Source organism: Streptomyces sp. NPDC031132 (assembly GCF_055570595.1).
Map to the genome: position 1 here is coordinate 27,147 of NZ_JBVIGX010000048.1, position 17,591 is coordinate 44,737.

The 17,591-nt window shown below is 71.7% G+C and carries 18 protein-coding genes; 9 read left to right on the top strand and 9 right to left on the bottom strand.

Going from position 1 to position 17,591, the window contains the following annotated elements; genetic code table 11:
• Positions 1-139 precede the first annotated feature (139 nt).
• A complete protein-coding gene (locus ACZ49B_RS36015; protein ID WP_468314683.1) occupies positions 140-2,665 on the bottom strand; it encodes an ATP-dependent Clp protease ATP-binding subunit in 2,526 nt (841 codons plus the stop codon).
• A 451-nt stretch (positions 2,666-3,116) separates the two neighbouring features.
• On the opposite strand from ACZ49B_RS36015, the gene ACZ49B_RS36020 reads away from it, so the two are divergent.
• Positions 3,117-3,779, top strand: a complete 663-nt coding sequence (locus tag ACZ49B_RS36020; RefSeq protein WP_468314686.1) for an SCO3374 family protein — start codon at positions 3,117-3,119, stop codon at positions 3,777-3,779.
• Here ACZ49B_RS36020 and ACZ49B_RS36025 read toward each other — a convergent pair.
• From ACZ49B_RS36025 to ACZ49B_RS36055, 7 genes are all read right to left on the bottom strand, one after another.
• A complete protein-coding gene (locus tag ACZ49B_RS36025; RefSeq protein WP_399490835.1) occupies positions 3,761-4,096 on the bottom strand; it encodes an Lsr2 family protein in 336 nt (111 codons plus the stop codon). The genes ACZ49B_RS36020 and ACZ49B_RS36025 overlap by 19 nt on opposite strands.
• A 165-nt stretch (positions 4,097-4,261) precedes the next feature.
• Positions 4,262-4,792: an amino-acid N-acetyltransferase gene (locus tag ACZ49B_RS36030; protein ID WP_468314689.1), complete on the bottom strand. Its 531-nt coding sequence runs from the start codon at positions 4,790-4,792 to the stop codon at positions 4,262-4,264.
• A gap of 9 nt (positions 4,793-4,801) precedes the next feature.
• Positions 4,802-5,353 carry a BlaI/MecI/CopY family transcriptional regulator gene (locus ACZ49B_RS36035; RefSeq protein ID WP_468314692.1) on the bottom strand — a complete coding sequence of 184 codons (552 nt, stop codon included), beginning with the start codon at positions 5,351-5,353 and terminating at the stop codon, positions 4,802-4,804.
• Between the two features lie 136 nt (positions 5,354-5,489).
• Positions 5,490-5,663, bottom strand: coding sequence for a hypothetical protein (locus tag ACZ49B_RS36040; protein WP_468314695.1), 174 nt, complete (start codon positions 5,661-5,663; stop codon positions 5,490-5,492).
• A 13-nt stretch (positions 5,664-5,676) separates the two neighbouring features.
• Positions 5,677-6,336, bottom strand: a complete 660-nt coding sequence (locus ACZ49B_RS36045; RefSeq protein ID WP_468314698.1) for a hypothetical protein — start codon at positions 6,334-6,336, stop codon at positions 5,677-5,679.
• A 65-nt stretch (positions 6,337-6,401) separates the two neighbouring features.
• Complete coding sequence (locus ACZ49B_RS36050; RefSeq protein WP_468314700.1) at positions 6,402-6,587, bottom strand: DUF397 domain-containing protein; 186 nt, start codon at positions 6,585-6,587, stop codon at positions 6,402-6,404.
• Between the two features lie 169 nt (positions 6,588-6,756).
• Positions 6,757-7,878, bottom strand: coding sequence for a threonine aldolase family protein (locus ACZ49B_RS36055; protein WP_468314702.1), 1,122 nt, complete (start codon positions 7,876-7,878; stop codon positions 6,757-6,759).
• 98 nt (positions 7,879-7,976) lie between these two features.
• Here ACZ49B_RS36055 and ACZ49B_RS36060 point away from each other — a divergent pair, with 98 nt between their 5' ends.
• From ACZ49B_RS36060 to ACZ49B_RS36085, 6 genes are all read left to right on the top strand, one after another.
• Entirely contained in the window at positions 7,977-8,882 is a 906-nt protein-coding gene (locus tag ACZ49B_RS36060) for a Rossmann-like and DUF2520 domain-containing protein (protein WP_468314705.1), read from the top strand.
• A complete protein-coding gene (panC, locus tag ACZ49B_RS36065; RefSeq protein ID WP_468314708.1) occupies positions 8,879-9,889 on the top strand; it encodes a pantoate--beta-alanine ligase in 1,011 nt (336 codons plus the stop codon). Before ACZ49B_RS36060 ends, panC begins: the two co-directional genes overlap by 4 nt.
• Entirely contained in the window at positions 9,886-11,619 is a 1,734-nt protein-coding gene (locus ACZ49B_RS36070; protein ID WP_468314711.1) for an L-aspartate oxidase, read from the top strand. Before panC ends, ACZ49B_RS36070 begins: the two co-directional genes overlap by 4 nt.
• Positions 11,616-12,614, top strand: a complete 999-nt coding sequence (nadC, locus tag ACZ49B_RS36075) for a carboxylating nicotinate-nucleotide diphosphorylase (RefSeq protein ID WP_468314714.1) — start codon at positions 11,616-11,618, stop codon at positions 12,612-12,614. Before ACZ49B_RS36070 ends, nadC begins: the two co-directional genes overlap by 4 nt.
• The gene (locus tag ACZ49B_RS36080) at positions 12,614-13,423 is read left to right on the top strand and encodes a type III pantothenate kinase (protein WP_383505935.1); all 810 of its coding nucleotides are present in this window, start codon (positions 12,614-12,616) and stop codon (positions 13,421-13,423) included. Before nadC ends, ACZ49B_RS36080 begins: the two co-directional genes overlap by 1 nt.
• 131 nt (positions 13,424-13,554) lie before the next feature.
• On the top strand, positions 13,555-14,292 hold the full coding sequence (locus ACZ49B_RS36085) for a UTRA domain-containing protein (protein WP_468314717.1): 738 nt from the start codon (positions 13,555-13,557) through the stop codon (positions 14,290-14,292).
• A gap of 10 nt (positions 14,293-14,302) precedes the next feature.
• Here the strand turns inward: ACZ49B_RS36085 and ACZ49B_RS36090 are convergent, their stop codons facing one another.
• Positions 14,303-14,512, bottom strand: a complete 210-nt coding sequence (locus ACZ49B_RS36090; RefSeq protein WP_468314719.1) for a hypothetical protein — start codon at positions 14,510-14,512, stop codon at positions 14,303-14,305.
• A gap of 108 nt (positions 14,513-14,620) precedes the next feature.
• Here ACZ49B_RS36090 and ACZ49B_RS36095 point away from each other — a divergent pair, with 108 nt between their 5' ends.
• Positions 14,621-15,742, top strand: coding sequence for a DUF5937 family protein (locus ACZ49B_RS36095; RefSeq protein WP_468314722.1), 1,122 nt, complete (start codon positions 14,621-14,623; stop codon positions 15,740-15,742).
• A 200-nt stretch (positions 15,743-15,942) separates the two neighbouring features.
• Positions 15,943-17,496, top strand: a complete 1,554-nt coding sequence (locus tag ACZ49B_RS36100; RefSeq protein WP_468314725.1) for a M28 family metallopeptidase — start codon at positions 15,943-15,945, stop codon at positions 17,494-17,496.
• Positions 17,497-17,591: the final 95 nt, after the last annotated feature.

A 17,591-nucleotide genomic window follows, 5' to 3' on the forward strand; every position in this document is an offset into this window, starting at 1 on the left:
GAGGGCGGGGGGGGGCGGGGCGCCCCCCCCCCCCCCCCCCCCCCCCCCCCCGCCCCCCCCCCCCCCCCCCACAACCCCCCCCCCCCCCCCCCCCCCCCCCCCCCCCCCCCCCCCCCCCCCCCCCTCGTGCAGCCGGTGCTTACGCGCCCTTGCTCAGGTCCGGGCCGGAGCCCGTGGCCTCGATCGGGGGGAGGTCCGGCAGAGCCGACTTCTCCTCGCCGCGGAAGGTGAACTTGGCTTCTTCGCCGTCGCCCTCCTTGCCCACGACCACGATGTGGCCGGGACGCAGCTCGCCGAAGAGGATCTTCTCCGACAGGACGTCCTCGATCTCGCGCTGGATGGTCCGGCGCAGCGGGCGGGCGCCCAGGATCGGGTCGTAGCCCCGCTTGGCGAGCAGGAGCTTCGCGTCGCCGCTCAGCTCGATGCCCATGTCGCGGTCCTTCAGGCGCTCGTCCACCTTGGCGATCATCAGGTCGACGATCTGGATGATGTCTTCCTCGGTGAGCTGGTGGAAGACGACCGTGTCGTCGACGCGGTTCAGGAACTCGGGCCGGAAGTGCTGCTTGAGCTCTTCGTTGACCTTCGCCTTCATCCGGTCGTAACCGGTCTTGGTGTCGCCCACGGCGGCGAAGCCGAGGTTGAAGCCCTTCGAGATGTCCCGGGTACCCAGGTTGGTCGTCATGATGATGACCGTGTTCTTGAAGTCCACGACCCGGCCCTGGGAGTCGGTCAGGCGACCGTCCTCCAGGATCTGGAGAAGGGAATTGAAGATATCCGGGTGGGCCTTCTCGACCTCGTCGAAGAGGACGACGGAGAACGGCTTGCGGCGCACCTTCTCGGTGAGCTGGCCGCCCTCTTCGTAGCCCACGTAGCCGGGGGGCGAACCGAAGAGGCGGGAAACCGTGTGCTTCTCGCTGAACTCCGACATGTCGAGGGAGATCAGCGCGTCCTCGTCGCCGAAGAGGAATTCGGCGAGCGTCTTGGAGAGCTCGGTCTTACCGACACCGGACGGGCCGGCGAAGATGAACGAGCCACCCGGGCGCTTCGGGTCCTTCAGACCCGCACGGGTACGGCGGATCGCCTGGGAGAGCGCCTTGATGGCGTCCTTCTGGCCGATGACCCGACGGTGGAGCTCGTCCTCCATGCGGAGCAGACGCGAGGACTCCTCCTCGGTGAGCTTGAAGACGGGAATGCCGGTCGCGGTCGCGAGGACCTCGGCGATGAGCTCGCCGTCGACCTCGGCGACGACGTCCATGTCGCCGGCCTTCCATTCCTTCTCGCGCTTGGTCTTCGCCGCCAGCAGCTGCTTCTCCTTGTCACGGAGAGAAGCCGCCTTCTCGAAGTCCTGGGAGTCGATGGCCGACTCCTTGTCGCGGCGCACGCCCGCGATCTTCTCGTCGAACTCGCGGAGGTCCGGCGGCGCGGTCATCCGGCGGATGCGCATCCGGGAGCCGGCCTCGTCGATCAGGTCGATCGCCTTGTCCGGCAGGAAGCGGTCCGAGATGTACCGGTCGGCCAGCGTCGCCGCCTGGACGAGGGCCTCGTCCGTGATGGAGACGCGGTGGTGGGCCTCGTAGCGGTCGCGCAGGCCCTTGAGGATCTCGATCGTGTGGGGGAGGGAAGGCTCCGCCACCTGGATCGGCTGGAAGCGGCGCTCGAGGGCCGCGTCCTTCTCGAGGTGCTTGCGGTACTCGTCCAGCGTCGTGGCACCGATGGTCTGGAGCTCACCACGGGCCAGCATGGGCTTGAGGATGCTGGCGGCGTCGATCGCGCCCTCGGCGGCACCCGCACCCACGAGGGTGTGGAGCTCGTCGATGAACAGGATGATGTCGCCGCGGGTGCGGATCTCCTTGAGCACCTTCTTCAGGCGCTCCTCGAAGTCACCGCGGTAGCGGGAACCGGCGACCAGGGCACCCAGGTCAAGCGTGTAGAGGTGCTTGTCCTTGAGGGTCTCGGGGACCTCGCCCTTGACGATCGCCTGGGCCAGGCCCTCGACGACGGCGGTCTTGCCGACGCCGGGCTCGCCGATGAGCACCGGGTTGTTCTTGGTACGGCGGGACAGGACCTGCATGACCCGCTCGATCTCCTTCTCGCGCCCGATGACCGGGTCGAGCTTGGATTCGCGGGCGGCCTGCGTGAGATTGCGGCCGAACTGGTCCAGGACGAGGGAGGTCGAGGGGGTGCCCTCGGCCGGGCCGCCGGCCGTGGCCGACTCCTTGCCTCCGCCGGAGTAGCCGGAGAGCAGCTGGATGACCTGCTGCCGGACTCGGTTGAGATCGGCGCCCAGCTTCACCAGGACCTGGGCTGCGACGCCCTCGCCCTCGCGAATGAGGCCGAGCAGGATGTGCTCGGTGCCGATGTAGTTGTGGCCGAGCTGGAGGGCCTCTCGGAGCGAAAGCTCCAGGACCTTCTTCGCCCGCGGAGTGAAGGGGATGTGGCCGGACGGGGCCTGCTGCCCCTGACCGATGATCTCCTCAACCTGCTGGCGAACAGCCTCGAGCGAAATCCCGAGGCTCTCCAGGGCCTTAGCGGCGACACCCTCACCCTCGTGGATCAAGCCCAGGAGGATGTGCTCGGTGCCGATGTAGTTGTGGTTGAGCATCCGGGCTTCTTCCTGAGCCAGGACGACAACCCGCCGCGCGCGGTCGGTGAACCTCTCGAACATCGTTTATCGCTCCTCAGAGCGGTCGGGCAGTTCGGGGTCGGTCCCCGCCCTGTCCTTCCGCATGCTAGTCCCGCGGGGCGGGACAGCTCATTCCAACTGCCGACATCCGTCCGCGGCTCACCCCCACGTCCGTGGGGAAAACCGGCTTCAACTGCCGACAACTGCTCCAACCCGATGGTGCGAGACGATGTTCCCGCAGGCCAGGCAGATACCCGTCACACGTGTACGCCGATGGCGAACGGAAGCTGCCCAAAACAGCGTGTCGCCCCGATCCACTAGGAATGTCTTACCCGTAAGGACCGACACTCCATGCCGGTGGCACCGGTTCCCTCCGCTACGGGCGAACACGATTGCGTCCCCAATGTGGGACTCCACCCCGCCGGATGTTTACGTTCCGCATTGAGACCGGTGCGCTGCGTAACTCCGGGGCGTCTTCGGAGTTGCTCCGGGCATGGCCGTCACCGTTCCGCCGCCCCGCGTCGCGCCCGAGGATTCACCCGCGGATTCGCCCCGGGACGCGTACGCGTCCTGGTACGAGGAGGTGCTCGGCTGGCCCATCGGGGGCGGGCCGCCCGCCCAGCTGGTCACCGGGGTCCGGTTCGACGTACTGGAGCTGCCCGCCGATGCGGGGGCGGAGCTGCTGCGCAGGCCGCTCGCCACGGGTCCGGTGGCGCTCACGGGGCGCAGGATGCGGTTCCTGGTGGCCGCGGGGAGCGCGGACGAGCTGGAGGGGCTGCTCGACTGGCTGGAGTGGGGCGGGGTCGCCCTGGATCTCACCGCCCTGGGTGCCGGCGGCCGGATGACGGCCCCGGTTCCCCCGGGGCGCCCGGAAGGAAGTCCCCGGGGGGCCGCCGTGTGGCTGCGACCCCCCGAGCAGGGGTGTGAGGCACTGCTGCCGTCCCTGCCCGGCTGCCCCGGGCAGGGTGCCGGTCCCCGGCACGGTGGTGCCGGGCCCGATCTCGTACGCCTGGTCGCCGCGGCGGCGACGGAATGCCACCGGGCTCGCCTGTGGCGGCGTACGCCCCTGAGGAGCGCCGCGGCCGGACCGTGCTCGGGCCGGCCGGGTCAGACCCTGACGGGTCAGGCCCTGACGGGTCAGCCCCGGTTCTCGTAGGCCTCGCGGATCTCCTGCGGGACGCGCCCGCGGTCGTTGACGCTCATGCCCTGGGCCTTGGCCCAGGCGCGGATCTCGGCGGTGTCCGGGTTGCCGGACGTCGCGGCCGTCCGCGTCTTGGCGCGGCCGCCGGAAGCGCGGCCACCGGTGCGGCGGGCGCCCTTGACGTAGTCGGCGAGCGCGGAGCGCAGCTTCTCCGCGTTGGCGGTGGTGAGGTCGATCTCGTAGGTCTTGCCATCCAGAGCGAACGTCACGGTCTCGTCCGCCTCGCCACCGTCGAGGTCGTCGACAAGAAGGACCTGAACCTTCTGTGCCACCGGGATTTCCTTTCATCGAAAAGCAGTACGCGGAAAGGAAACCGCTTTTCCCTGGAAAACACAAACCCCCCGGGAGAGGTTCGAGACCGCAACACGGCGGGAAACGTGCGCGATTCGGACATAGGCCACAGGTGCGCGGAGCACGGGAAAAGCCGCCGTGATCGTTCAGAGGTGCAGAAGCATCCGGCTGTTGCCCAAGGTGTTCGGCTTCACTCGTTCGAGACCGAGGAACTCGGCGACGCCCTCGTCATAGGAACGCAGGAGCTCCATGTAGACATCCGTCTCGACCGGGGTCTCCCCGATCTCGACGAAGCCGTGCTTCGCGAAGAAGTCCACTTCGAAGGTCAGGCAGAAAACCTTCCGGACGCCCAGCGCGCGGGCGGTGTGCAACAACTGCCCGAGCAGCTGATGGCCGACTCCGGACCCCTTCAACTCGCGGTCGACCGCAAGAGTGCGTACTTCGGCGAGGTCTTCCCACATGACGTGGAGAGCACCGCAGCCCACCACCTGGCCGTCGGAGTCGCGTTCCGCGACCCAGAACTCCTGGATGTCCTCGTAAAGGACGACCGGGGCTTTGTCGAGGAGGATCCGCTGCTGCACGTACTGGTCGAGCAGGCGCCGCAGCGCGGGAACATCGCCGGTGCGGGCACGGCGGATCGTCACTGTTTTTGCCTCTGCAGCGGAAAACTCACCCATGCCCGGACGCTATCGCCCCGACTCGGTCCCGTGCCCGGCGGAGTCCCCTTCGGCGGGCGGGACTTCGGGAGGTGCCCCGGCAGGGACTTCGGGAGGTGCCCCGGCAGGGGCTTCGGCAGGGGCTTCGGCGGGGGGCTGCGCAGCGGACCCGGTGGTCGCCCCGGCTGCCGGCTCCGCAGCCGGTTCGACGGCCGACCCGTCGTCGTACCCCACGATGCGGAAGGCGTCCCGCAGGGCGTCGCGCTGTTCCGCGGACATCATGCCGAAGAAGGCCACGAGGGCGGCCGCGGGGTTGTCGCTCGTCGACCAGGCTTCGTTCATCAGTGCGGCCGAGTAGGCGGCGCGGGTGGAGACCGCGGTATATCGATAGGCGCGGCCTTCGGCTTCCCGGCGGACCCAGCCCTTCTGATGGAGATTGTCCATAACCGTCATGACGGTGGTGTACGCGATGGACCGTTCCTGCTGGAGGTCTTCCAGGACTTCACGAACAGTGACCGGGCGGTTCCACTGCCACACCCGCGTCATGACCGCGTCTTCGAGTTCTCCCAAGGGGCGAGGCACAACAGCACGATAGTGCGGAATGTGCGGAATTGCCCGGCCATTTGGAACGCAACGCTCAACAAAATCGGGCGTACGGCTCTCGAAGCCGTACGCCCTGCGTGTCCGGCTGCCGGCCGGCTGTGCGCTGCTTCCCCCGCTACTTCCCGGGCTGGGACTGCCGGGTGGCCTCGGCGCGGGCGATCACGGCGTCGACCGCCGCGTCTTCCTTGGCCTTGTTGGCGCCGCCCTGGCTCTTCACGATCGTCACGACGAGGGCGATGAAGAAGCCGGCCATCACTACGGGGGGCACGAGCGCGGAAACGTAGTCCATGCCCCCAGCGTAGCTACCCGGCGGCGAGCCCGGCCGCCGGGGGCGGGGTGGGCTTGCGGCGTGGCGGGAACACCTCGCCGGGGGTCGGGATGGGCCGCTCGGACGGACGTTCGGAGGGGCGCTCGGGGCGCGGCTCCTTGGGGGCCGGTGCGGGCCGGGCGGGCTCCTCCTTGCCCTCCTTGCCGTCCTTGCCCTCGCCGGCCTCCTTGGCGCCGCTCGCGTCCTTGCCCCCGGCCAGCGCCAGCAGCCGGGTCCGGGGCGCCGGCGTGATCGAGAGCCGGCGCCGTACGGAGCGCTCGGCGATGTCCTGGGAGCGGGCCAGCAGCGCCGCCGCGACCGGGTTCGCCCGCAGGGCCCGAAGGGCCGCGAGGTCGTCCGGCGCGGGCTCGTACCCCGCGGCCAGGGCGTCCTGGAGCAGCTCCAGGTATCCGGAGAGGCTGCCGGGCAGGGCGCCGCGGTAGCGGACGAGGTCGGCGAGGAGGAACTCTCTGAGCCGCCCCGCCTCCTGGACCGCGTCGTCCACCGACTGCGCGAGGCGCAGGCAGTCCTGGACCTCGGAGGTCGTCAGGGGGGCCGTGGAGGACTGGAGGGCGTGGGCGAGCGTTCGCCTGAGCACGTGCAGCTCGGCGGCGCTGAACGCCATGCCGCCGCGGGATCCGTAGGGCGTGGGCATGGGCCGAAGATACGCGCTAATCGGACAAAATCCCCTGAGCGGCGTGATTCCGGGCGCGCCGACACCTACCCGGCTGCTTTGACGGCGTCAAGGAAGTCGGCCCAGGCGGCCTGGGTGGTGGCCAGAACCAGGTGCGCCGGGTCGGCCCGGTCGGCCACGCGGACGAGGTGGCCGGGGGCCGCGGAGACGTAGACGCAGGCGTCTCCTTCGCCGCAGTACGTGGACTTCTGCCAGGCGGGGTGAGCGGTCATGGTGTCTCTCCTCCGGGGGACGGCTCCTTGCTTCCCGTGGAGGGACGGTAACTCCGAGCGGGGCCTACACCGACGACTTCGCCGGAATTCGGTGCGTCGTCGTTGCACTGGCTCCACCCGGGAACCCGTCCCCGCCCGCCCTTGCGCCGTTCCCCGGAGCGGGCCCCGGTCACGCGTGGAGGTGGGACGTGAAGGCCGCCACCGCCTCGTGGACGTCCTCCGGGGTCCAGGTGAGGCCCGGGGAGGTGATCTCCAGTTCCGTCGCCGAGACGCCCGGGGCCACCGTCGGGGACCAGCGGCGGAAGAGGACCGTGCCCGTGTCCTGTGCCAGGCGGATCCCGGCCTCCGTCAGGCGGTCCGCCCCGTACGGCAGCCACACCTGGAACTGGTGCGTGTGCGGGGTCTCCGGGTTGATGCGGAACCAGGGGACCCCGGCCGACTCCAGTGCAGAACCCAGCGCCGCCGCGACCATGCGCGCCTGGGCCACGTACGACGGGAGGCGCGGGAGCTCCCGGTCCAGGCCGGCCAGCGCCGACAGCGCCTGCGGGAACTGGCGGAAGATCTGGCCCCCGTACCGGTGGCGCCAGACCTTGGCCTCCGAGATCAGCGAGGAGGAGCCCGCCAGGGCCGCGCCGCTCAGGCCGCCGAGGGACTTGTAGAAGGACACGTACACCGAGTCCGCGAGCCCCGCGATCTCCGGCAGCGGCCGCCCGAAGTGCACCGTCGACTCCCACAGCCGGGCCCCGTCGAAGTGCACCACCGCGTCCCGCTCGCGGGCCGCGTCGACCAGCGCCTCCAACTCCTCCCAGGTGGGGAGCAGGAAGCCCGCGTCACGCAGCGGGAGCTCCAGCATCAGCGTGCCGAAGGGCTCGGGCAGGTCCGCGACCTCCTCGGCCGTGGGCTGGCGCGGGTCCTTCGTCGGGTGCACCGTGCGCAGGCCGGAGACCAGCGACAGCGCCCCGCCCTCCCACAGCTCCGGATGGCTCATCGGGTGCAGCGCGACCACCGGGTTCCCGGTCCGCCCCGCCCAGCAGCGCAGCGCGATCTGCTGGGCCATCGTCCCCGACGGGAAGAACGCCGCGTCCTCCGTGCCCAGCAGCTCCGCGACGCGCTGCTCGAGCCGGGTCACGACGCCGTCCCCGTACAGGTCGGCCGGCTCGTCGGGATCCTGCGCCGTCAGACCCGACAGCAGTTCACCGACCGTCGCCTCGCGCAGGCTGCGGGAGAGCATCCGCTCGGCCCCGCGTCCCGCCGCCACCAGCCGCTTCGTCAGATCGTCGTCACCAGTCATGCCCCCGATCATCGCCGACCGGCCAACACGCCCAGGGGCTAGCATGGCGGCGTATCGTCCGGTACCCCCCGCGGACTGGAACGGAAGGCCCTCCCCGCGTGAACTCATCCCAGCAACCGCGCCCCGCCCGGCTCACCGTCGGTGTCGTCGGCGCCGGCCGGGTCGGCCCCGCGCTGGCCCGCGCGCTCCAGCAGGCCGGGCACCCGCCGGTCGCCGTGTCCGGCGTCTCCGACGCCTCCCGCCGCCGCGCCGAGCGGATGCTGCCCGACGTGCCGCTCGTACCGCCCGCGCAGGTGCTGGAGCTGGCCGACCTGGTGCTGCTGACCGTGCCCGACGACGCGCTGCCGTCGCTCGTCGAGGGACTCGCCGAGACCGGCGCGGTCCGCCCCGGCCAGCTCCTCGTGCACACCTCCGGGCGGTACGGGACCGCGGTGCTGGACCCGGCCCGCCGCGCGGGCGCGCTCCCGCTGGCCCTGCACCCCGCGATGACCTTCACGGGCACCGAGGTCGACGTCCAGCGGCTCGCCGGCTGCTCGTTCGGCGTCACGGCCCCCGAGGAGCTGCGGCTCGCGGCCGAGGCCCTGGTGATCGAGATGGGCGGGGAGCCCGAGTGGATCGCGGAGGAGAACCGTCCGCTCTACCACGCGGCCCTCGCCCTCGGCGCGAACCACCTGGTCACCCTGGTCGCCCAAGCCATGGAGCTGCTGCACAAGGCCGGGGTCGAGCACCCCGACCGGATGCTCGGCCCCCTCCTCGGCGCGGCCCTCGACAACGCCCTGCGCTCGGGCGACGCCGCGCTGACCGGCCCGGTGGCCCGCGGCGACGCCGGCACGGTCGCCGCGCACGTCTCGGAGCTGCGCAAGCACGCCCCGGCCTCGGTCGCCGGGTACCTGGCGATGGCCCGCACCACCGCCGACCGGGCCCTCGCGCACGGCCTCCTCAAGCCAGAACTCGCCGAGGACCTGCTCGGCGTGCTCGCCGATCCCGAGGGTGGGGACCAGTGACCGAGCTGCTGCTGATCGACACCGCGGAGGAGCTGCACAAGCTCCCGCGCACCGCCGACGGCCACCGCGCCGTCGTGATGACCATGGGCGCCCTCCACGAGGGCCACGCCACCCTGATCCGCACGGCCCGCGAACAGGCCGGGCCCCGGGGCCAGGTCGTGGTCACCGTCTTCGTGAACCCCCTGCAGTTCGGGGCGAACGAGGACCTCGACCGCTACCCCCGCACCCTCGACGCCGACCTGGAGATCGCCCGGGAGGCCGGCGCCGACGCGGTGTTCGCCCCGGCCGTCGACGAGGTCTACCCCGGCGGCAGCCCCCAGGTGCGGGTCAGCGCCGGCCCGATGGGCGAGCGCCTCGAAGGGGCCACCCGGCCCGGCCACTTCGACGGCATGCTCACCGTCGTCGCCAAGCTGCTCCACCTCACCCGCCCCGACCTGGCCCTCTTCGGCCAGAAGGACGCGCAGCAACTCGCCCTGATCCGGCGGATGGTCACCGACCTGAACTTCCCCGTCGAGGTGGTCGGCGTACCGACCGTCCGCGAGGAGGACGGGCTCGCGCTGTCGTCCCGCAACCGGTACCTCTCCGCCCAGGAGCGCCGCAGCGCCCTGGCCCTGTCCCGCGCCCTGTTCGCCGGGCAGGACCGGCTCGCCGCGCAGGCCGCGCTGCGCGCCCGCGCCGAGGCCTCCCCGGCCAGCGACGGTCGGGCCACCGCCCTGGCCCGGCTCGGCGAGATCCGGGCCTCCGCCGACGCGCACGCCGTGTCCGCCGCGTCCGCCGCGGGCACCGCCCTGCCGGAGGCCGTACGGGCCGCCGCCCGGCACGTCCTGGAGGAGGCGGGCCGGCACGACCCGCCGCTGCTGCTGGACTATCTGGCACTGGTGGATCCGCAGGACTTCACCGATGTCGGCCCCGACTTCACCGGGCAGGCCGTGCTGGCCGTCGCCGCGAAGGTGGGGACGACCCGGCTGATCGACAACATCCCATTGGAGTTCGGAGCACACACGTGAGCACCCCAGGCACAGGCACCGCCGGTACCGGTATACGGCTGCACGCCAACGCCCCCGGCTGGGCCGTCGACGCCGACGTCGTGGTCGTCGGCTCCGGCGTCGCCGGCCTGACCGCCGCACTGCGCTGCGCCGCCGCGGGCCGCCGTACGGTCGTGGTCACCAAGGCCCGGCTCGACGACGGCTCCACCCGCTGGGCGCAGGGCGGGATCGCCGCGGCCCTCGGCGAGGGCGACACCCCCGAGCAACACCTGGACGACACGCTGGTCGCGGGCGCCGGGCTGTGCGACGAGGCCGCCGTACGGCTCCTCGTCACGGAGGGACCGGACGCCGTACGCCGGCTCATGGCCACCGGCGCGGTCTTCGACACCTCCGCCGAGACCGGTGAGATAGAGCTGACCCGCGAGGGCGGCCACCACCGCCGCCGGATCGCGCACGCGGGCGGCGACGCCACCGGCGCCGAGATCTCCCGGGCACTGGTCGAGGCCGTCCAGGCGGCCGGCATCGAGACCGTCGAGAACGCGCTCGTACTGGACCTGCTGCAGGACGCGCAGGGCCGTACGGCCGGTGTCACCCTGCACGTCATGGGCGAGGGCCAGCACGACGGCGTCGGCGCGGTCCACGCGCCCGCCGTGATCCTGGCGACCGGCGGCATGGGCCAGGTCTTCTCCGCGACGACCAACCCGTCGGTGTCCACCGGCGACGGCGTGGCGCTCGCCCTGCGGGCCGGGGCCGAGGTCTCCGACCTGGAGTTCGTCCAGTTCCACCCGACCGTGCTCTTCCTGGGCCCGGACGCCGAGGGCCAGCAGCCCCTGGTGTCGGAGGCGGTCCGCGGCGAGGGCGCGTACCTGGTCGACGGCGACGGCGTCCGCTTCATGGTCGGACAGCACGAGCTGGCCGAGCTGGCCCCGCGCGACATCGTGGCCAAGGGCATCATGCGCCGCATGCAGGAGCAGGGCGCGCAGCACATGTACCTGGACGCCCGGCACTTCGGCGCGCAGATGTGGGAGCAGCGCTTCCCGACCATCCTCGCCGCCTGCCGCGCCCACGGCATCGACCCGGTGACCGAGCCCATCCCGGTCGCACCCGCCGCGCACTACGCCTCCGGCGGCGTACGGACCGACCTGCACGGCCGTACCACCGTCCCCGGCCTGTACGCGTGCGGCGAGGTGGCGTGCACCGGCGTCCACGGCGCGAACCGGCTCGCCTCCAACTCCCTGCTGGAGGGCCTGGTCTTCGCCGAGCGCATCGCCGACGACATCGTCGCGGGCGCGCCCGTCGGCAGCGGCCCGGGCATCCCGGTCCCCGCGACCGGCCCGCTCCAGCCCGCCGAGGCGCGGTACGAGGTCCAGCGCATCATGACGGAGGGCGCGGGCGTGCTCCGCTCCGCCGAGTCCCTGCGCACGGCGGCCGCCGCCCTCGAGGACCTCTACGCGACGGCCCTGACGGCGCTGGAGAACGACGGCAAGACCGCCGTGCCCGGCACCGAGACCTGGGAGGCCACGAACCTGCTGTGCGTGGCCCGGGTACTGGTCGCCGCCGCCCTGCGCCGCGAGGAGACCCGCGGCTGCCACTGGCGCGAGGACCACCCCGACCGGGACGACGCCGCCTGGCGCCGCCACCTCGTCGTCCGGCTGTCCGCCACCGAGAAGCGGGCGCTGGTCGTCACCCCCACCGACTCCGCGGGCTTTCCGTCCGTACAGCACCCCCTGAGCCAGGAGCAGTCATCGTGAGCACCCCCGAACAGCACGACCACGAGCACGAGCACGCGGAGCTGCCGCTCCTCGACGAGTCCGCGGGCGGCTGCGGCGACGACTGCGGCTGCGGCGACGGCGAGGAGAGCGGCCTGGACCCGGCGCTCGCCCAGCTGCTGGCCGACGCGGGCCTGGACCCGATCGAGGTCGAGGACATCGCCCACATGGCGATCTCCGAGGACCTGGACGGCGGGGTCGACGTGACCACGGTGGCCACCGTGCCCGAGGACGCCGTCGCGCACGCCGACTTCACCGCCCGCGAGGCGGGCACGGTCGCCGGCCTGCGCGTCGCCGAGGCCGTCCTCTCGGTGGTCTGCGAGGACGAGTTCGAGGTCGAGCGGCACGTCGAGGACGGCGACCGCGTGCAGCCCGGCCAGGTGCTGCTGACAGTCAAGGCCCGTACCCGGGACCTGCTCACCGGCGAGCGCAGCGCGCTGAACCTGCTGTGCCTGATGTCGGGCATCGCGACGGCGACCCGCAAGTGGGCCGACGAGCTGGAGGGCACCAAGGCGAAGGTCCGCGACACCCGCAAGACCACGCCGGGCCTGCGCTCCCTGGAGAAGTACGCGGTGCGCTGCGGGGGCGGCGTGAACCACCGGATGTCGCTCTCGGACGCGGCGCTGGTCAAGGACAACCACGTGATCGCGGCGGGCGGTGTCGCGGAGGCGTTCAAGGCCGTCCGCGAGCAGTTCCCCGACCTGCCGATCGAGGTCGAGGTGGACACCCTCCAGCAGGTGCGCGAGGCCCTGGACGCGGGCGCGGACCTGATCCTGCTCGACAACTTCACGCCGATCGAGACCGAGGAGGCCGTCGCGCTGGTCCACGGCCGCGCGGTGCTGGAGTCCTCGGGCCGCCTGACCATGGCCAACGCCCGTACGTACGCGGAGACCGGCGTCGACTACCTCGCGGTCGGCGGGCTCACGCACTCGTCCCCGATCCTGGACATCGGCCTGGACCTGCGCGAGGAGCGGTAATGCTGCTGACCATCGACGTCGGCAACACCCACACCGTGCTCGGCCTGTTCGACGGCGACGAGATCGTCGAACACTGGCGCATCTCCACGGACCCGCGGCGCACGGCCGACGAGATGGCCGTCCTGATGCAGGGCCTGATGGGCATGCACCCGATGCTCGGCAGCGAGCTGGGCGACGGCATCCACGGCATCGCGATCTGCTCGACGGTGCCGTCGGTGCTCCACGAGCTCCGCGAGGTGACCCGCCGCTACTACGGCGACGTCCCCGCGGTGCTCGTCGAGCCCGGCATCAAGACGGGCGTGCCGATCCTGATGGACAACCCCAAGGAGGTCGGCGCGGACCGCATCATCAACGCGGTCGCCGCCGTCGAGCTCTACGGCGGCCCGGCGATCGTGGTCGACTTCGGTACGGCGACCACGTTCGACGCGGTCTCCGCGAAGGGCGAGTACGTGGGCGGGGTGATCTCCCCGGGCATCGAGATCTCGATGGAGGCCCTCGGCGTACGGGGCGCGCAGCTGCGCAAGATCGAGCTGGCGCGGCCGCGCAACGTGATCGGCAAGTCCACGGTCGAGGCGATGCAGTCGGGCGTGGTCTACGGCTTCGCGGGCCAGGTCGACGGGGTCGTCACGCGGATGGCCAAGGAGCTGGCCGGCCCGAACGGCGACCCGAGCGACGTCCGCGTGATCGCCACGGGCGGCCTGGCGCCGATGGTCCTCGGCGAGTCCTCGGTCATCGACGACCACGAGCCGTGGCTGACGCTGATCGGGCTGCGCCTGGTCTACGAGCGCAACGCGCCGAACTTCGACTGAGGCCGTCCGTACGCCGCCGCCCGCCCGGCGGCGGCGTACTGCGCCGTCTCACGCATCGCCGTTCTGAAGACTCGGGTTCGACCTGATGAATTAGCTTGGGCCCAACTCGTCGACAGGCACAGGACGGTCATATGGCCCGGGACACGGCGTACTTGAAGGTGGCCGACGCGCTGCGCGTGCGGATCCGGGCCGAGGAGTGGCCCGTCGGCGCCAAGCTGCCGTCCCGGTCCCGGTTCGCCGAGGAGTACGCGGTCGGGCAGAGCGTCACGCAGCGCGCGCTGGAGCTGCTGATCATCGAGGGGCTCCTGGAAGGCCGCGCCGGCTCGGGCACGTACCGGTGCGAGCCGCGCGAGCGGCTGCGCATAGTCCGCTCCCGGCGGCGCCGGCTGGCCGGGCTCGGCGGCGGGGGCGTGACCTGGGAGTCGCATTCCGCGGCCCGTACGCCGGCTCCGGAGCGGATCGCGGAGCGCCTCGCCGTCCCGCCGGGCGACCCGTGCGTGCTCACCACGTACGAGTTCCTGTCCGAGGGCCGGCCCGTGGAGATCTGCGAGTCCTGGGAGCCGATGGCGGTCACGGACGGCACTCCGGTGGTCCTGCCGGAGGCGGGCCCGTTCAAGGGCGCCGGGGTCATCGAGCGGATGCGCTCGATCGGCGTGCTGGTCGCCTCCTCGCTGGAGGTCCCCCGCCCGGCGCGGGCGAACCAGCGGCAGGCCAATCTGCTCGGCATCAGCGTCGGCGACCTGATCACCGAGATCGAACGGACGTACTACGCGACGGACGGCCGGGCGGTGGAGACCGCCGACATCGTGGTCGCCGACCGCCGCTCCGAGATCGCGTACGAGATCGACTTCCACCCCGGGGACCGCTGAGCGGACCACATCACGGGCGTCCGGGTACGTGGGTCAGCCGGCGCACGGCGGCCCACCAGGGGTGCCGGGCCGCCCGGCCGTCCAGGACGGCCCGGAACTGGGCGTACGTACGGGCCGAGCGCAGGACGGCGATGTCGTCGCGGCCCGGCGGCGGGGGCATCGGGGCGCCGTGCTGGGAGGCGCGGTAGGTGTCGATGAGGTACTGCTCGATCGCTGTCATGCCTCCACCCTGAACCCGGCCGGGCCACCCCGCACGACGATTGACGCTCCTCGTCAATTGACCCGTGTCAGTCCAGGTCACAGGGTTCCGACAGGTGAGAATGGGCCGATGAGCGTCACCATCGACATCGCCGGGCTCCCCGCTGCGCGCATCCGTTTCGCGCCCTCTCCGCTCTCCGAGCTCTGCATGACGCTGCACGCCCTGTCGCAGCCCGCCCACCACCCCGGGCTGGCTTCGTGGACCGCCGCCACCGCGGCCGCGCTCGAGCCCTGCCTCGCGGACCGGCTGCTCGAGGGCGATTTCATGTGGCGCAGCTCCTTCTCCGACATCTTCATGGCCTTCGCGGGGATCCCCGGCGGCAGCGGCCTGCCCGCGGCGACCCTGGCCGAGGAGCTGGACGTACTCGACCGGATGGACGACGAGCGGTTCGTGATGGCCGCCCTGGAGCACTGCTGGCTGGCGCTGTACAACGAGGGCGGCGGGCCGTCCCCGCTGAAGAACCCGCAGGCCCGGGCCAAGGCGCTGGAGACGGCCGCCGCGCGCGGCCCGCGCCAGCTGGACTTCTCGCTGCGGCTGCTGGACGACACGGCTTCCGTCCGGGTGTGGCTGCGGCGGCTCCTGGAGGACTGCGACGAGGCGTTCTTCGCGGAGACCTGGCGGCGGATCGAGCCGCAGCAGAGCGCGGACGCCCGGCACAAGGCGGAGGTCCTGCGCCGCAAGGGGCTGGCGGCGACGCTGCACGAGGTGTCGCCGGCGCTGAGCGTCGACGAGGCCGCCACGACGATCACCGTGGACAAGATGGTCCACGGCTCGGCGACCGCGACCGATCCGGAGATAGGCGCCGGCCTGGTCTTCGTGCCGACGAACTTCGGCTGGCCGCATCTGCTCGTGCTGCACGCGCCCGGCTGGATGCCGGTGGTCCACTATCCGCTCCGCTCCCCCGAACTGCCCGATCCGGGCTCGGTGGAACTGCTCCAGCGGCGGATGGAGGCGCTGGCCCACCCGATGCGGATGATGCTGTGCCGGAGTCTGGCCCGGGCCCCGTACACGACGAGCGAGCTGGCGACCGTGCACGGGATCACGGCGCCGGAGGTGTCGAGGCACCTGTCGGCGCTGAAGAAGGCCGGCCTGCTGCACACCTGGCGCCAAGGGCGTTACGTCCAGCACCAGTTGGACCTGGGCAAGGTCGCCCGGATCGGCTCGGAGTTCATCGAGGGCATCCTGCGCTGAGCCCCTCCCGCGGCGCAACAGGGCGGACGGTGGCCGGATTTCCACGGCGCAGATTCACCGATATGCGGAATTCACCAACCGGAAACAGCGAAAACTCTGGCCAGATCGGCCACGTCGTCTATACCGTGCGTCCACCGCTCACCCCGCGTACCGCGCACCGCTTCCGTCTGTCTGCTCGTAGTTGTCGTGGAAGGACCTCCATGCCCTCACGCCGTATAGCCGCAGCAACCGCCGCCCTGGCCGCCGCGGCCCTCGTCTCCCCGCTCGTGCTCGCCGGGCCGGCCGGCGCCACCGGCAGCCCGCAGAGCGACGCCGCCCGGGGTGACGCACTGGCCAGGAAGCTGGTCAAGGACTCGACCGGCAAAGGTGCCAACAACCACCTGAAGGTCTTCCAGGCCATCGCCGACTACAACAAGGGCACCCGCGTGGCCGGCTCCAAGGGCCACGTCCAGTCCGCCCAGTACGTCGAGGCCGTGATGCGGGCGGCCGGCTACAAGGTCTCGAAGAACGAGTTCGATTTCGTGTACGTCGAGACGATCGCCGAGACGCTGAAGGTCGACGGCGCGGGCGGCCGCGACGTCCCGATCAAGCTGATGACGTACACGGCGAGCGGCCCGGAGGACGGGGTGAAGGCGCAGATCGCCGTCGCCCCGGTGGACGCGGACGGTACGAACGGCTGCGAGCCGGGCGACTTCGCCGCGGGCGCCTTCACGGGCAAGATCGCGCTGGTCAAGCGCGGCGGCTGCACCTTCGCGGTCAAGCAGGCCAACGCGGCGGCGGCCGGTGCGGTCGGCGCGATCATCTACAACAACACCGCGGGCGCACTCAACGGCACCCTCGGCGCGGCGGACGCGGGCAAGGTCCCGACCGGCGGCGTCACCCAGGCCGAGGGCGAGCGGCTCGCCGCCGAGGCCGCGGCCGGCCCGGTCGAGGTCACCCTCGACATCCGCGAGTTCCGGGAGAACCGCAAGACGTACAACGTCATCGCGGAGACGCGGGGCGGCGACGAGAACAACACCGTCTTCCTCGGCGCGCACCTCGACTCGGTGGCGGCGGGCCCCGGCATCAACGACAACGGTTCCGGCTCGGCCGGCATCCTCCAGGTCGCGCAGCGCCTCGCGAGCAGCCAGAACAAGATCAAGAACAAGGTCAAGTTCGCCTGGTGGTCGGCGGAGGAGTTCGGCCTGCTCGGCTCCGAGGCGTACGTCGGCGGTCTGACGGACGCACAGAAGAAGCAGATCAAGCTGTACTTGAACTTCGACATGATCGCCTCGCCGAACGCCGCGTACTTCGTCTACGACGGCGACGACTCGGACAAGGTCGGCTCGGGCCCGGGGCCCGAGGGCTCGGCGCAGCTGGAGAAGGGCATCACCGACTTCCTCGACGCGCAGAAGATCCCGCACGAGGGCTCGGACTTCACCGGCCGCTCGGACTACGGCCCGTTCATCGAGGCGGGCATCCCGTCGGGCGGTACGGACACCGGCGCCGAGGGGATCAAGACGGCGGCGCAGGCGGCGAAGTTCGGCGGGCAGGCGGATGTCGCGTACGACGTGAACTACCACGGCAAGGGTGACGACATCACCAACATCAACCAGAAGGCGCTGGACATCAACGTGGACGTGATCGCGAACGCGGTCGGCCACTATGCCTTCGACCTGGCCCCGCTGTCGAAGCCGGTTGCTGCGCAGCCGACGTCGGGCGGCGCCACCGGCGGCGGCCTCCGCCCGGGCCACGACCACGAGCTCGCGGAGTAGTGCGCGGGTCCGGGGGGGGGGGGGGGGGGGGGGGGGTGCGCGGTCAGCTCGTCCGCCTCGATGCCGGCGGAGTCCAGCCGGTCGAGGATGTCGCG